At 59.9% G+C, this 13,836-nt stretch carries 13 protein-coding genes and 3 pseudogenes; 6 read left to right on the top strand and 10 right to left on the bottom strand.

Features of this window, described 5'->3' with window-relative positions; translation table 11 throughout:
- Positions 1–1,325, bottom strand: a 1,325-nt coding sequence (locus FY112_RS06780) for an amidohydrolase family protein (RefSeq protein WP_151518038.1), incomplete at its 3' end; no start/stop codon positions are given.
- Between the two features lie 249 nt (positions 1,326–1,574).
- On the opposite strand from FY112_RS06780, the gene FY112_RS06775 reads away from it, so the two are divergent.
- Positions 1,575–2,444 carry a LysR family transcriptional regulator gene (locus FY112_RS06775; RefSeq protein ID WP_131630328.1) on the top strand — a complete coding sequence of 290 codons (870 nt, stop codon included), beginning with the start codon at positions 1,575–1,577 and terminating at the stop codon, positions 2,442–2,444.
- 153 nt (positions 2,445–2,597) lie between these two features.
- On the opposite strand, the gene FY112_RS37480 is transcribed toward FY112_RS06775, so the two are convergent.
- Complete coding sequence (locus FY112_RS37480) at positions 2,598–3,020, bottom strand: hypothetical protein (RefSeq protein ID WP_245514907.1); 423 nt, start codon at positions 3,018–3,020, stop codon at positions 2,598–2,600.
- Between the two features lie 153 nt (positions 3,021–3,173).
- Positions 3,174–3,611, bottom strand: a complete 438-nt coding sequence (locus FY112_RS06765) for a hypothetical protein (protein WP_181018173.1) — start codon at positions 3,609–3,611, stop codon at positions 3,174–3,176.
- Positions 3,612–3,758: 147 nt separating this feature from the next.
- Between FY112_RS06765 and FY112_RS06760 the strand changes: the two genes are divergently transcribed.
- Complete coding sequence (locus FY112_RS06760) at positions 3,759–4,742, top strand: phosphotransferase (protein WP_151518037.1); 984 nt, start codon at positions 3,759–3,761, stop codon at positions 4,740–4,742.
- A 141-nt stretch (positions 4,743–4,883) separates the two neighbouring features.
- Here the strand turns inward: FY112_RS06760 and FY112_RS06755 are convergent.
- The 3 genes and pseudogenes from FY112_RS06755 to FY112_RS06745 all read right to left on the bottom strand — a co-directional run bounded on the left by FY112_RS06755 (position 4,884) and on the right by FY112_RS06745 (position 7,438).
- Positions 4,884–5,787, bottom strand: a pseudogene (locus tag FY112_RS06755) (RNA polymerase sigma factor).
- Positions 5,784–6,527, bottom strand: coding sequence for an SDR family NAD(P)-dependent oxidoreductase (locus FY112_RS06750; RefSeq protein ID WP_151518035.1), 744 nt, complete (start codon positions 6,525–6,527; stop codon positions 5,784–5,786). The pseudogene FY112_RS06755 and the gene FY112_RS06750 overlap by 4 nt, the downstream one beginning before the upstream one ends.
- A gap of 98 nt (positions 6,528–6,625) precedes the next feature.
- Positions 6,626–7,438, bottom strand: coding sequence for a sulfite exporter TauE/SafE family protein (locus tag FY112_RS06745; protein WP_151518034.1), 813 nt, complete (start codon positions 7,436–7,438; stop codon positions 6,626–6,628).
- Positions 7,439–7,655: 217 nt separating this feature from the next.
- On the opposite strand from FY112_RS06745, the gene FY112_RS36635 reads away from it, so the two are divergent.
- Positions 7,656–7,940, top strand: coding sequence for a hypothetical protein (locus FY112_RS36635; protein ID WP_165507549.1), 285 nt, complete (start codon positions 7,656–7,658; stop codon positions 7,938–7,940).
- A gap of 160 nt (positions 7,941–8,100) precedes the next feature.
- On the opposite strand, the gene FY112_RS06735 is transcribed toward FY112_RS36635, so the two are convergent.
- The gene (locus tag FY112_RS06735) at positions 8,101–8,988 is read right to left on the bottom strand and encodes a LysR substrate-binding domain-containing protein (protein ID WP_151518033.1); all 888 of its coding nucleotides are present in this window, start codon (positions 8,986–8,988) and stop codon (positions 8,101–8,103) included.
- Between the two features lie 116 nt (positions 8,989–9,104).
- Here FY112_RS06735 and FY112_RS06730 point away from each other — a divergent pair, with 116 nt between their 5' ends.
- Positions 9,105–9,809: an SDR family oxidoreductase gene (locus FY112_RS06730; protein WP_151518032.1), complete on the top strand. Its 705-nt coding sequence runs from the start codon at positions 9,105–9,107 to the stop codon at positions 9,807–9,809.
- Between the two features lie 75 nt (positions 9,810–9,884).
- Positions 9,885–10,469, top strand: a pseudogene (locus FY112_RS06725) (pyridoxamine 5'-phosphate oxidase family protein).
- 202 nt (positions 10,470–10,671) lie between these two features.
- On the opposite strand, the pseudogene aac(3) reads toward FY112_RS06725, so the two are convergent.
- Positions 10,672–11,486: pseudogene (gene aac(3) / locus FY112_RS06720) on the bottom strand (aminoglycoside 3-N-acetyltransferase).
- A gap of 406 nt (positions 11,487–11,892) precedes the next feature.
- On the opposite strand from aac(3), the gene FY112_RS06715 reads away from it, so the two are divergent.
- Positions 11,893–12,081, top strand: coding sequence for a hypothetical protein (locus FY112_RS06715; protein ID WP_017959409.1), 189 nt, complete (start codon positions 11,893–11,895; stop codon positions 12,079–12,081).
- 156 nt (positions 12,082–12,237) lie between these two features.
- On the opposite strand, the gene FY112_RS06710 is transcribed toward FY112_RS06715, so the two are convergent.
- Positions 12,238–12,888, bottom strand: a complete 651-nt coding sequence (locus tag FY112_RS06710; protein WP_151518031.1) for a pyridoxamine 5'-phosphate oxidase family protein — start codon at positions 12,886–12,888, stop codon at positions 12,238–12,240.
- Positions 12,889–13,018: 130 nt separating this feature from the next.
- Positions 13,019–13,836 (bottom strand): Cj0069 family protein (locus FY112_RS06705; protein ID WP_151518030.1); only part of this gene is annotated, 818 nt, incomplete at its 5' end.

Raw genomic sequence — 13,836 nt, 5'->3', positions numbered from 1 at the left:
TTGATGAAACCATCGCCGTGCAGCGCCATTTTGGCATCCAGGGCAATGCCGCCACCCAGCTTTTTCACCCGATCGATGTTCTCCGGATTGATGGTCTCAGCGTGCTCGAGACTCCATTTCAGGCCATCGAGCGGGATCGTTTCGTCCACCTTCTCCAGAGCGTCGAGAAAGGGAGAGATGTTCTCGTTGTAGCTGACGTGCATGCGAAACGGGATACGCCGCCGGACCAGCTTCATCACATCCTGCTCGACGAAGCGTCGCATCTTCTCGGGCGCGATGATGACCGCCGGACGGTCGAAGTTCTCATGATCGTGCACTTCCCCGCTCAGAACCTCCCCGGCCCCTCGATATTCATGGCCATGTGCCAGGGTGGGGTGCAGGTTTTGTCCTGGACTTATCGGCGCCGTTTTCGTGATCGCCTCGAGTTCCAGATCCACCATGTTTACCGGCCCGCCGTCGCCGAGTTGCAAGTCCACAAAGGGCATGCGCACATTGAGGCGGTTGTCTCGTGCAAGCACGTGTACCCTCGCCTGGGCCTCCGGGTATGGCCACCTGCCGCCGTTATCGATGATCGAGGTCACGCCGAACCGGTTCAGACCGTGAATGCTATAGATCAACGAACTCACTTCTTCGTCGAACGTGGGCTGCGGCACCATGCTCTCAAGCGCGAGAAACAACCAGGTATAGCCGTGGACCACACCGGTCGGGTTGCCGCGGCTGTCCTTTTCGAATTCGGTGTCCGGCAACTTCGGGAACCGATCGGTGCCCACGCCAAGCGCCTCCATCGCCTGCTTGTTCAGGAAGGCGCGGTTGTAGGCATATTGCACGATCATGGGGCGATCGGGCACGGCCTCGTGCAGTTCGCCCAGCGTGGGAAAGCGGTTCTCCTCGAACTGGTAGGGGGACCAGCCTCCGATTACCTTGACCCATTGGCCCTCCGGCGTGCGTGCGGCCTGCTCGCTGAGCATGGTCAACGCGCGACGCAATGTCGGCACGCCATCCCATCTTACATTGTAGTTGTAAGCCATGTCGTTGAGGACGTGCGTATGAGCATCGATGATGCCGGGGATGAGCCGGCGGCTGCGCGCGTCAATCACCCTGGTCTCCAAATTTGTCAGACCGAGAATGTCCGCATCTGAGCCTACGGAATAAATGCGGCCTTCCTTGATGGCCAAAGCCGAAGCTTCGGGCTGAGCACGGTTGCCGGTGAAGATTTTTGCGTTGAAAATGATCAGGTCAGCACCGGGCTGTTCCTGCGTCGTTTGTGCCTGAACCGCAGAGAAGGAAAAACTTGTCACAACCGCGATGAATATTTTTCTGATCATTTTACCCTCGTTCGAATGACTTTTATGAACGGTCATGCGCAAGCCGGCGCTTACGGATGCGTGCGATGGACGAAGAAGTGAGTTGAAGCCGTTAGATAGCCTATGGAATAAATCCTATATCGGCGGTTCGTGAGGCAGGTCGCGAGGATGCCCCCACGGGAGAGTCAGCCGCAGCGAAGTTGTCATTCTCCTCTTCGCCTTGGTAGCCCTCGGTCGTGTGAAGCCGTGTTGCAAAATAAGGAACGCTTTGTGGAACTTGAGGACCTCAGAATATTTGTCGAAGTTGCTGATGCGGGCGGAGTATCGTCTGCAGCGCTGCGACTGGGCATCTCCAAGTCGATGGTCAGCCGGCGGATCACCAGGCTTGAGGCGGAACTCGGCGCACAGCTATTTGCAAGGACGACCCGTGGCATAGCGCTCACGGAAGCAGGTTTTACATTCAGAGATTACGCAGCACGGGTTTCTGCTGACTTCGATGTGGTGCGCGAAACGATCCTGCCCGCCGGTGAGCTTCGAGGCCGCATGCGCGTGGCCGCGCCCCTGTCATTTGGTCCGACCTATTTTGCTCCCGTCCTCTCCCAGATGGCTAGCCGACACCCGCAACTGCAAATCCTTTCTTCCTATACTGACCGCTTCGTAGATCTCGTGGGAGAGGGTTTTGATTGCGCAATCCGGCTGGGGCATCTGCCGGACTCGAACCTCGTCGCAAGACGTATCGGACCGATCTTTGGCAAGCTGGTTGCAAGTCCTGCCTACATCGAGGCTCACGGCGCCCCCGAAACACCGGACGAGATTGTCAATCACCAAGTCGTTATGCGGGACGCCGAGAAGTGGCAATTCATGGATGGCGACGAGATTGTCACGGTGCGTCCCCAGGGACGCTTCATAGCTGATAACGCAATGTCCCTCGTAGCGGCCGCTCTGGATGGAGTTGGGATCGCCTATCTGCCAGAACCGCTTGTCGCGGACCATATTCGTGCAGGTGCACTGGTGCCAATCATGACGCGTCATCCAATTCCGCCAGCCGGCATCTTCGTCGTGAGGCCGCCCGGCCAGTATCCCTCTCGAAAAGTGCGAACCCTCACTGAGATGCTTATCGAACGATTTGGAACTCGTTAGTCACAGCGTGCGCCGCGTCCGCCTTTATGGTCTCCGCGCCACGGAGAAAAGCTGGCCTGGTCAGCACTGCGCCGCGAATGTTGAAAAATGCGGCATCCGCGATCTCAGCAGCCTATCCAATGCGCGGAAGCACCAACAGCGGACGGCAGCAGATCAACGAGCGCTTCTGGCTATGATCCCCATCACGAGCTCTTTGTATTTGTCCGTCCGGTAGATTCCCTGCACCCGGCAGCCGCGCATGATTTCATAGTTTTCGCGGTTATCCGGGTTCGATCGCATGAGCGCAACAATCACGTCGTTCGGCCCCCTCCACTGGTCCGCAAGCCCGCTTCGTGTCCAATTGAAAGACAATGGACCCTGTTGAACGCTCCCCTTCAGGGTCTCCAGTATTTCGAGGGTCACCCGCGCCTCATGGCCCGGTTCCAAAACTTCGTAGTCCCGGAAATTGCCCCGAACGATCACGTCAGCGTCGAACAGCTCAGAAAAAAATGGTCGAGGTACTGCGCACGCGTGAGCGCTCGTCGCTGCGACGAAAACGGAAATCAGGGCGCAGACTGCCGGAAGCATAAATTTCATCCCATCCCTCCGACCGTAGCGAACAGGCTCACCGCCTCTGCAATCGTAGGTGAGCCTGTTTATGACCGCAACCGGTCGAGCGGAAGGAGACTCAACCCTACTTCGCGACGATATTATTGAGAAAGCCACATAAGCCCAGCTCTGCCAGCGACTTTAGTTCTTGATCACATTGATGTTGACGGTGACGTCCTTGATGGTCCCCTCCCCGTAGGACACCCTCACCTTGTACATGTCACGTCCAGAATAGCCGCTGTTGGATGTATAGTATTCCGACACGCCGAGAGATTTCCTGGAATTGCATTTATTGCGGACGCCATCTCTGTAATTCGAATAAATATTCTCTTTGACGAATTCAACCGAACCATGCGCCGGGCCTTCCACCAATATTATATTGGCTATAGTTGCAGCCGTGCAGTCTTCATTCAGATTGTAGGACTGACCCATCTTTGTCCGCTCTCCACTCAGAGCCCGGCTGTGATCCTCGGAAATAGCGACACCGTCTTGAGTGGTGACACATCCAGACAGACCGAAAATGATGGAAAGGACAGAAATCGAAATAGAGTTTTCTTTCAAAAATCGCGAAGCCTGCATTTTGTTTTTCATCTCTTGGTTTTATTAATAGCGCCATTCAGCCTATCCAGCAGCTCATTGCAATAGTACGTGCCTGCGGCCGCCACCGCCTTCATGATCTTTCACCGCGGAAGCAGCCTGCCAGCAAAGCCCGATGGTACAGCGCCCATGCTCGATTTTAATCCGCTCTATTCGACGCCGCAGGTTGCGGATATCGAACAGTTCATCCATCAGCATTTTCCGCTTGCCGGGCCGGTTTCCTGCCGGTTGCTTCAACGCGGCTTGAACGATGTGTATCTGGCCCTCGGGAGCAACAGCGAGCGTTACGTGTTCCGGCTTTCCCATCGCCGGGCGCGCGGCCCAGCCGACGTCAAGACCGAAGCGGCTTTCCTGGCGCATCTCTCGCAAGCGGGCGTTCCCGTCGCCGCGCCGATCCCGACCCGCGAGGGCAGCTTGTTCCTTGAGGGGCATGCGCCGGAGGGCGTGCGTCAGGCCGTGCTCTTCCCGGCGATAGACGGCCGCAGGCCGGATACGGCGGATGCCGGCGATGCGCGGGCCAACGGGACGACTCTTGCGCTGATGCACAACGCCGCCGAGACATTCCAGCCGGACGGATCCCTCTATCGGCTCGACCTCGAACACTTGCTGCATCGGCCGCTCGCGCGAATAGTCGATAGCGGCGTCGTGGAAGACGCCGAGGTCCGCAGCGATCTTGAAGACATCGCGGCGCGGACCGCACAGGCGATCGAAGCCTTCGCCGATCTGACATGCACTTATTGCCATGGTGACTGTCACGGCTCCAATGCGCGGATCAACGACGCCGGCGAAGCCGTCTTTTTCGACTTCGATGACGGCGGTCCGGGATACCTCGCTTACGACTTGTCGGTGTTCCTGTGGGCGCAAATATCCTTCGGCCGGAGGTCGACCGAAATGTGGGACGCCTTCGTCGATGCCTATCGGGCGGTCCGGCCGATAAGACCAGACGACTTCGAAGCCGCCCACCGCTTTGTGATCGTCCGCCACATCTGGCTGATGGGCGAATACGCCAGCCGGGCCCAGGAATGGGGAAGCGAGACTGTCGGCTGGATTGCCAGGCAGGCGAATTTCCTCAAGACGTGGGAGACCGAGCGATGTGTCGACCGCCTGTTTTGAATTCAGTTCTGCTCGTCCCGGAGGATCGGAGGAGCAGACCCGGAGCTGGGCGATCACTTCGACCTTCGCCCACTCCTGGTGCAGGTACATTGCTTTGACGCGACGACCCGTGCGCCAACACGAGCCGTGAGAGCGCCTGGCCTAATATTCGCGTTGCGATGCAGCCCGCGTCACAGCCGCGTCCTCAATGACGTTGGTCGCGGATCAGTGTTATCTTTTGATCCCTCCATTCAAGCAGCATGAAGTAAGCAGGGGCAGCGGACGGCGCAGCCGAGACCAGCAATATTTCCCTGCCCTCCAGACAAGCCGGTTCGATCCAGACCCGCGGATAGTCCGCATAATAGGAAAAGAACCGGCCAACGTTCGCCGCACCGGAGACCTGCGGGCGCCGTGCCTGACGAAGCCGAACATCCTCGGCAAGCAGGCTGCGCAGGGCCGTCCAATCCCTCGCATTGAAGAGCGCTGCGAAATTCAGAACCTCGGCACTTGGGGGCTGCGGAACTTCGGACTCTCTCTCGGAGATGGATCGCAATCCTGCCCGACCACGTGAGAGATGGGCTTTGACAGCATCGATACTCAGGCCCAATAGCGCGGCGATGTCTGCGATCGGCTCTCCCAGCACATCCCTGAGGATCACCGCGCTACGCTGCGGCACCGGCAATTTGGCAAAGTGAGCTAAGGCAATCCGCACAGTGTCCTGCCTTATCAGTGCATCCTCCGGATCAACAGCACCGACATCCGCCAGATCAAAGGCCGTCTCCAGCGGCTCCGACCGGCGGGTACTTCGCTGGCGCAGCGCATCAATGGCGCGATTATGAACAATGCGAAACAGCCAGGGTCGCAGCGGCGTGCCGGACGAGATCGAGCCGACCATCGCGAACGCACTGACCAACGCGTCCTGTATCACGTCCTCGCCGTCGATCACCGAGCCGACCAATCGGGCGGCATAGCGATGCAGTTCCGGGCGAACTGCATCCGCCTCCTTGGCCAGCGCCGCGTAGAGTGTGTTCTTCGCTTCTGCTTCGAGGGCAGCTTCATCCATCATTCGATGACCGTCACGCCTGTATCTCCACGCACGGCGTAGATCATAGCCTCTTCCAGCGCCGTCTTGCCGATCAGTTCGGCTACCGTATCGCCAAAGCCACGCGGTGTCATGTCCGGCCAGGTAGCGGCCTGTTCGGCGAATGTCCGGCCCGCCGCCGCAGCATAGGCGGACATTCCGGCGTTGCCCACGCCGGTTCCTGCAAACATCTGCCGGGGAACAATAACCCGGAAACGCAGGCCCAGGCCGAGCTGGGTCGACAAGCCCTCAGCATATTTTGCAATGAACCACTGCGCCCGTTTTGCTCCTGCATAGCCTCCCGATAGCGGCGAGCCCTGCACCGCGGCTCCGCTGGAAACGAGAACGACCAGCCCGCCCGGCGCCATCGGCAAGGTCAAAGCGGCCTGGACCCAATGCAGGGCGGCCTTCACGTCGACGTTCCAGTTGGTCGTGAACGCCTCCCAGCCAACACGGTCGATCCGTTCCATGGGCGGTTCCGCGCCGGCGTTCATGATGACGACATCAGGTCGTGTTTCTGACATGATCCTCTTCGCGGCGTCGGCGCTGGTCGCGTCAGCAGACACAGTCGTGACGGCGAGTTGCTCCCCCAGCGCTCGCAACGCCGTCGCGTCGCGAGCCACGACGGTCACTTTAGCTGCGCGCGCGACAAACGCCTCGGCCATTCCGAAGCCCAACCCGCGGCTACCACCGACGACAACTATTCGTTTTCCATCCAAATCCATGTTCTTTTCCTCATTCGATCCAAACCGCGCAAAGGCAGTCGCAACAAGGACGTTCGAATGAGCTGACAAGAGTCACTATTTTCGCGCTCGTCATTGAGTTAGTTGTGTCGCCAAACCTTTACCGCTGAGATCAGCAGGATTGCCGCCAGGGCTGGCAGGAGGAAGGCGTTAGGCACTATGCCAAGCAAGAGGCCGCCGGCAAAGGTACCGACGATTGAGCCCCCCGCCATGACCAGCAGGAAGGTCTTGTTGCGGCCAAGGACCGAAAAACTCTGGTCGCGGCTGTAGCGGGTGAACCCGACCAGCATGGTGGGCAGGCTTACGGCGAGGGAGAGGCTTCCGGCCAGTTTGATATCCGCCCCGAAAAGCAGGACCAGCGTCGGGATCAACAGCTCTCCGCCCGCCACACCGAGCAGGGATGCCACGATCCCGATGATGAAGCCCGCCACCACGCCTGCGATCATCTGGGCAACGCCGGTCAGAAGCGCCTGGTCGGCTGCCGCGTCGTGGCCAAGGATCAGGACGACGGCGATCGCGATCAGGATGGCGGCAATCACCTTGTAGAGGGTTTCCGACTTCAGGCGGGTTGCCCATCCCGCGCCAAACCAGGCGCCGAGCAGGCTCCCAGCGAGCAGGTTGACGACGATCGGCCAGTTCTCGGCGATCGTGCTGAAAGGCACTGTCGCAGTACGGAACGGGAGCGCGGTGGCAACAACGACAAGGCTCATGGCCTTGTTGAGGATGACCGCCTCAAGAGCCGCAAAATTGAACAATCCGATCAGTAGAGGCAACCGGAATTCCGCGCCTCCAAGACCAATCAACCCACCGAGCGCACCGATAATTCCTCCGCCTGCAAAGGCGACGGGGAGATTTTGAGACTTAGGTTGCGAGGCGGGCAAATCCTGAGGCATCGATATAGTCCGGTGAAGATATCGCTATCCCTAACGAACATAATCGAATTCACCAAGATAAGGCCGGCTGCATCTCTCGTGATTGGTTTTACATCTGTCTGGCTCACTCCGAACATTCTCGAAATGTCGGCGTCCGTTCCCAACGAAAACCGAGCCTCGGCATCATCAGGCGAAGCGGGTCTCAATCGCACGCCAGCACCTTTCAGAGAAATCATAGATGCCGTCCAACTTCAAAAACGATCAGTTTGGCCAGTCTAAGCAAAACTCGTCCCGGGGCAATGATCGCTTGGAGCGCGAAGCAGAAGCTCGCAACGGCTGCACTCGGCCCAAAGCTGCCATAACGTTGGTGCTATTTTCCGCGCAAAGCGAAGTTGAACCACACGGTAAAGAGACGGGAAAACTCGGCGAACAGCAGAAGTATAAGGCAACCTCCCCACCGCGGCTCTCCAAAAATCACCATGCTTATGAGCGCCACCAGAAAGTAGGCCGCTGCAAAGATTGAAATGTACCTTAATAGCGCCACCTGTATCCTCCTTCCGCTATCCGCTTATTTAATCATCCCACCTCAAAATACAACCTCAGGCCGCAATGGATTCACATAACCGCAATCGGCTCAAACCTGTCGCAATTGGTCCATTCCTTGAGCGATGGCTGTCCGACTATCAGGCTTGGACTTGCGAGCGCAGCCAGTCCTGAAGCTTTTCGACCGCTTGCGACTTCCGATATCGCGGCTTCACCAGATAAAAGTGCGAGCGCGTTTTGAGGGCGCCGTCGAAGACCTGCCTCAGCCGGCCCGCCTCGATGTCGGTCGAGACGAAAGCGCGGGTTGCCGTGGCGATGCCCTGTCCGGCGATTGCAGCTTCGATCGCGTGCGATGTCTGCGAGAAGCTGATGCCCCGAAACAGCGTGGCATCGCCGCCGCCGAGGAAGCGATCGATATATTCGGGCCAGGAATTATGGGCATCGTGAAGGAGCGTGTAGTGCGAGAGCTCTTCTGCATTCTTGGGCTCGGCTCCCTCGGCGACGAGGCTTGGATTGCAGATGGCAATGATCTCCTGCTCGAACAGCAGTTCGGCGGCGAGGCCGGGACCGAAGGGAGGGCTGCCGTATCGGACGGCGAGATCGACGCCGTCTGCCTGGAAGCTGGAAATGCGGTCCGTCGCCAGGATGTGGAGATCGAGATCGGGATGCATCGAGGTGAAGTCCGGAAGACGCGGGATCAGCCATCTCGAGGCGAAGGTCGGCGTCGTGCTGACCACCAGTTTGACCGGCTGAGGTTTCAGGTTTGCCGTCGCGTTTGCGAGCAGTTCGAAGGCGCGCCTGACATCGGCGACGTAGCTTCTCCCCTCGCCCGTCAGCGCCAATGACTTCGGCAGGCGCTCGAACAATGTCACCCCGAGTTCCGCCTCAAGCCCTCGCACGTGCTGGGCGACGGCTCCCTGGGTGACGCCGAGCTCTTCGGCCGCGAGCCGGAAGTTCAGATGACGCGCCGCCACGTCGAAGGCCTTGAGGCCGTTGAGGGAGGGAAGATTGCCGATCAGCATGGACATTCGATAGTTTTTCTACTGGGATATTTCACGAAAACTGGTTCGCTCTCGCTTTGAGCCCATGGTATCGGAGGGATCGACGCCCGGCAATGGGTGCAAACCGAGTAGGGAGAGCGACGATGGCAGTAGAAAAGGTAGCGATCATCACGGCTGGCGGCAGTGGCATGGGTGCGGAAGCCGCCAAGCGGCTGGCGGCCGATGGCTTCAAGATCGCCATCCTGTCCTCGTCAGGCAAGGGCGAGGCGCTTGCCACCGAACTCGGCGGCATCGGCGTCACCGGCTCGAACCAGTCGAACGACGACCTCAAGCGCCTGGTCGACGCATGCATGGAAAAGTGGGGCCGTGTCGACGTCCTCGTCAACAGCGCAGGTCACGGTCCCCGTGCGCCGATCACCGAGGTCACCGACGAACAGTGGCATGCGGGCATGGACATTTATTTCATGAACGTGGTCCGTCCCGTGCGGCTGGTCACGCCGATCATGCAGGCGCAGAAGTCGGGCGCAATCGTCAATATCTCCACTGCTTGGGTGTCCGAACCGTCGGCGATGTTCCCGACCTCGGCCGTCTTCCGCGCCGGGCTTGCCGCCTACACCAAGATTTATGCCGATACCTATGCGGGCGACGGCATCCGCATCAACAATGTGCTGCCAGGCTGGATCGACAGCCTGCCGGCGACGGAGGAGCGCCGCGACAGCGTGCCGATGAAGCGCTACGGCACCAGCGCCGAGGTGGCGGCGACAATTTCCTTCCTGGTTTCTGAAGGGGCAGGCTATATTACCGGCCAGAGCCTCAGGATCGACGGCGGCCTTACCCGGTCCGTCTGACAGGATCGCTCTCAATACCAAGGAGAACAGCGATGTGCTTCAACTGGAACGTCAAGGCCGGCGAGATAAAGAAGGCTGAGGCGGAGGCGACACAGTGACCCTCGCCGAGGTGCATCGGCCTGGGCCGAGCTGGAAGCTGCCGCCGCCGATCCGCAGTCGGCCTTCCGCTACCTGAACCTCTGTTCGGTCGACGCCGGCGGCCGGCCGCAAACCCGCATGGTGGTGCTGAGGCGCGTGGATGTGGCGCGACGCCTGCTGGAAATCCATACGGATGTCAGAAGCCCGAAATGGCAGGAAATATCGGCCAACCCTTTGGTCACCATCCTCGGCTATGGCCCGCAACCGAAACTGTAGCTTCGCCTGCAGGGATCGGCCGAACTCAATGGCCCGGCAAGCGAATGCGCGACTGAAGCCTGGAGCCTGCTGCCGCGATCGACGCGCAGCACCTATATGGGCGGGCCGCCGGGCGACGCAATCGGCGAACGGCCGGCAAGCGAGAGTACGGCCGCAGACGCCGATGGACAGGCCTTCTTCGGGGTGCTGCTATTCCGAGCCGAGACGCTGGACTGGTTCCAGCTGCGCCACGCCGACAACCGGCGCGCAGTCTTTGCCTACGACCATCTGGGCGCGCTGACCTCCTCCCGCTGGGTCAATCCCTGAACGCCAGACGACGTCGAAGCCGCCCATCGGTTCGCATCGTCCGCCAATCTGGCTGATCGGCCAGTATGCCAGCCGGACCCAGAAATGGGGAAGCGAGACGGTCGGCTGGATTGCAAGGCAGGCGAATTTCCTCAGGACGTGGGAGACCGAGCGATGTGTCGACCGCCTGTTCTGAAGCACGTCTGACGCGCGGCTTAGCCGCTCAGCCTTCAAGCCGAACATGATGCTCCAGCCATGCGACAGCGAAGCTGCAGATCGCGGCCGCGTCGACCAGGACCGATCCTGCGTCTCCGACCAGGCCCTGCGCACCCTGCCCGCTTGCCAGAAACGCCCGCACGATCACGCCGAAATAATCGTCGTCAAGGCCTGGCACGACCGGGTCGCTTGTGTCGAACTGTTCCAGCATGCGCCACACCACGCCGGCCGATGTGGCTAAGGGCGCCTCGTAGCGGCGCAGGCGCTTGTTCGGAATTCGCGCCAGGTGTTCTGCATGGTGGAGCAGGGTCATGGTGTCGAGCGGAGCTCCGGCCATCAGAACCTTGCCGCCAGCCGCCACCAGCTTGGCGAGCGGCGATGTCTCTCCATAGCCGTAATCGAGCGGGTGGTCGGCGGTGAGCCAATCCGCGCGCGCGCCGATCGCCGCGACCGAGGCGCCCGGATTGCCGCTGCGTCTTGCCCCCGGTGTCGTCCGAACAAATTCGGCGAGCACGCCATTGTCGCGGGCAGCGCGGGAAACAGCCGGATCGAAGGGCGCGATATGGGCGCGCCATTCCGGCGGGACGCGGCCATTTTCATCCAGCAACGCATCATAAGCACCGTTCCAGTCGGTATAGGCGACGATGGTGCCGGTGGGGCCTACGGCGTCGCGAAGCGCTTCGATCAGTACATCAGGCCCGTTGAGCAGCCGCCCCACCCGCTTCATCGCGGCGTGGACCATGACAATGTCGCCGCGCGAATGCCGAGACTGTCCAGGTCCCTGGCAAGCGAGAGGCGGGTGTGAATGCGCGAAACGATCATCGGCAGACGATCCTTGGGTCGCGTGCCGGAGTCAAGCGGTCGGAGACCGTGCTCTGATGCTCACCTTCAGCCGACGATCGCGGCGGTGGGCCTCGCAGAGCTCATGCCACGTCCGTCAACGGGCTGGAGGCTACGCACATCTTATTCTGGTGGTCTCGCGTCACGTATAGTCGCGGAGCGTGTGTCACGCTGATTTCACGCGATTTCGATGGTGGATTTTACTAGATTTCTTCACGACTTCGCCGGCACGATTTGGCGGGACGCGTTGTCTTCTGGATCGCGTTTCGGACAGCGCCGGCGCCGAAGTGACAAAGAGTTTTCGTGCCGATCAAGCATTGCCCCTCCAGGGTGGGCGGCGGTCGGTTGTTTTCATTTGGTCATGCTGCAGTGCAGGAGGCAGCTGAAGATGCAATTTCTGGTCCATTCAAAGACGATCGCCGAACTTGAGTATGACAGCGAGACCTGCGTCTTGCGGGTGCTCTACAAAGACGGACGAGTGAGCTCTGTTCCTGATGTCGCTCCCACGCTGGTGATGAAGATCGTCGCGCGGGTTCCCGTCGAAAAATCTCCTTATCTCATGCAGACCGCGATCTGAGACTTCTGCGAAAGGCACAACGCGTCGGAATGGGCGGGGAGCGGCGTTCTGAAGTTCAGGGCGAGTTTGAGGCGGCGGAGACATGGCGCCCATCCGCAATGAGTCGCCACCCTGTTGGAAGGTCGCCATCGCCCGCTTCTGCCGGCGCCGGGGCAGCTAGTAAAGTGTCCTTCGGTAGGCTTGCTCCAGGTCTTCGTCCATCTTTCGCATTTCATCCCCATCCTTCGGCGCCCCTGTCGTCTCATCCAGAATGATCTTTATCAGCGAGGGCATCTCCGTGCGGTCCTGGAAATGATCCGGGCTCCACAGGTGGGACCGTCTGAACGCCTTGGCGCAATGCATGAAGACTTCGCTGACGTTGACGATGATGGCGAGTTTCGGGAGACGATCGGCGACGCTCATGCTCGTCAACAGCTGAGGATCATTGGTCAGACTTGCCCGCCCGTTGACGCGCAACGTGTCGTCGAAACCGGGGACAAGAAACAAGAGCCCGACATTCGGGTTGGCGATGATGTTGCTTAAGGTATCAAGACGATTGTTGCCGGGTCGATCCGGGATTGCCAGGGTGCGCTCGTCAAGAACCTTGACGAACCCCGGAGGGTCGCCGCGAGGACTGACGTCGGCCTTTCCCTCCGAACTCTGCGTGCCGATGCAGAAGAATGGCGAGCGCCGAACGAATTCCTGCGCGTGCTCGCCAAGCGAATTCTGACACTTCACGATTGCCAGAGCGTGGGTCGGCTCGAACAGCGCCCGAAGCGACTGCTCATCGGCGATGGCAAAATCTGGATTGAGTTGTAAACCCGTCATGATCCCCTCCCGGAATCCCATTGAACCCTATCCTCGCAGCGCTCGTCCCGTCCGTGAGGCATGCGCATGATGTACGTACCTCAGAGGTATACATGAGTTGCTATCCGGGATCAATGCTCCGGCGACAGCATTACACTGCGGACCGGCGCAGCCGCGACGCCATCGCGCGTGCAATCTCCGCAGGGGCTTCGTCAGGAATGCCGAAGACGGAGCTGACGTTGATCTCGCAGAGGACGTAGGTGTCGTTGCCTGAAGCGTCTGGTGGCCCGTAAAGGAAATCGGCGTCCCAGATGATCGGCAACGACGCCGCTTCGATCCCAAGCGTCGACATCATTTCCGGCGTCCACTCGCTTTCCATTCTTGCCCTCAAAGTATGAAACGCTTCCGCGGATGCTGGATGCATGATCCGTGGACCGGGCTGAAGTGGCTCCCGACCAGATCCCGACGGTGGCGTCACCAGTGCCTTGACCAACTGTTGTCCGAAGCCCACGACCCTGCTTCCAGACATGTAGCAGCGGATCATGCCCTCGGGCAGACGGGACTGAAACGGCTGATCGATGACGCAGCCACCCTCGGTGAAGTAGCTCTCGCAGCGGGACATGAAGTCGGAGGGGTCGATCGTTTCAGGGACACTGCCTGATTTCGCTTCCAGCACACTGATCGAGGTCGCACCGCCGGCGGGCGTACAAGCGAGTTCGACCTTCCAGATACCTTGCCCGCCGTTGCCGCGGTTCTGCTTCAGCACGCGCGGCCCGGCGGCTAGAAACGTTGGAACGAACGCCTGGCGGAGGTCCGCGCCGGTGCGATAGAGACGTGTGTCGACGCCCCAGCCCATATGCCTGGTCTCGTATAGCACCTCCTTGACGCCCATCTTGAGGATCACGTCCGGATGCGCACTTACAAATCGACCGGCTTCCGCCACCTGTCGCAGAAGCGGATCGAGAATCT

Source organism: Rhizobium sp. PEPV16 (assembly GCF_008919455.1).
Classification (GTDB): domain Bacteria; phylum Pseudomonadota; class Alphaproteobacteria; order Rhizobiales; family Rhizobiaceae; genus Rhizobium; species Rhizobium leguminosarum_Q.
Note: the sequence above shows the minus strand (reverse complement) of the source record. Positions and strands in the feature narration are given on the sequence as shown.